The 853-nt window shown below is 41.1% G+C and carries 2 pseudogenes; one reads left to right on the forward strand and one right to left on the reverse strand.

Annotated elements, in window-relative coordinates:
• Positions 1-496: pseudogene (locus tag J582_RS25425) on the reverse strand (IS256-like element ISAba26 family transposase); the annotation flags it as partial.
• 75 nt (positions 497-571) lie between these two features.
• Here J582_RS25425 and J582_RS25430 point away from each other — a divergent pair.
• A pseudogene (locus J582_RS25430) lies at positions 572-853 on the forward strand (SDR family NAD(P)-dependent oxidoreductase); the annotation flags it as partial.

An 853-nucleotide genomic window follows, 5' to 3' on the forward strand; every position in this document is an offset into this window, starting at 1 on the left:
CAAGATAGACAACAGGATAAAGGCTATCTAAGGCTCTATTTTGCCACTCAGTCACTTGCTCAATCACAGCATCGGTAACTTTGCTGATGAGAGATGCTGACACATCGGCATCGTACATTTCTTTGAAGAAGGCTACAATTTCCCTATTAGTCATTCCTTTTGCATACAGTGAGAGGATTTGGTCATCCATACTGGTGATGCGTGTTTGGTGCTTTTTGATAATTTGTGGCTCAAATGAACCTTCTCGATCACGGGGAATATCTAAAGCCAGTTGTCCATCTTGAGTTGTAATGGTTTTAGAACTAAACCCATTACGGCTATTTGAGCCTTTCTTGGGCTGATGCTTTTCATAACCGAGATGGTCTGAAAGTTCAGTATTGAGTGCAGTTTCAATCATGAATTTTTTAAAGACTGCTGTCATTTGGTTTAAGTCTTCTGGTGTTTTTAGACCTTTAGCCAATTCGGCAGCCATACTTTTGATTGTTGCTTCATCCATGTGAAGTACCTTTTGTAATTATCCTCTGAAGGATAAATGAAAATTAAGTACTTACACAAAATTTAGAACAGTCCCCCAAAGTTCAAAAAACTAGGTTACGGCGCGATTATTAATGTAGCTTCTGCTGCATCGTACACGGCTGCTCCAGAAATGACTGCTTATAACGTAACGAAAGCGGGTGTTCGTGCGCTGTCTGAAACGCTTTCGGCCGAACTTCGTAAATTTAACATTAAAGTCAATGTGCTCTGCCCGACTTTGGTGCCCACCAATATCATTAAAAATGGTCGGATTCCGGGCCGTTATTCCAAGCTTGCAGACCATGCACTCATGAACTATGCACTCACCACAAGTGATGAT

This window comes from Acinetobacter sp. 1566109 (assembly GCF_000582255.1).
GTDB classification, from domain to species: domain Bacteria; phylum Pseudomonadota; class Gammaproteobacteria; order Pseudomonadales; family Moraxellaceae; genus Acinetobacter; species Acinetobacter nosocomialis.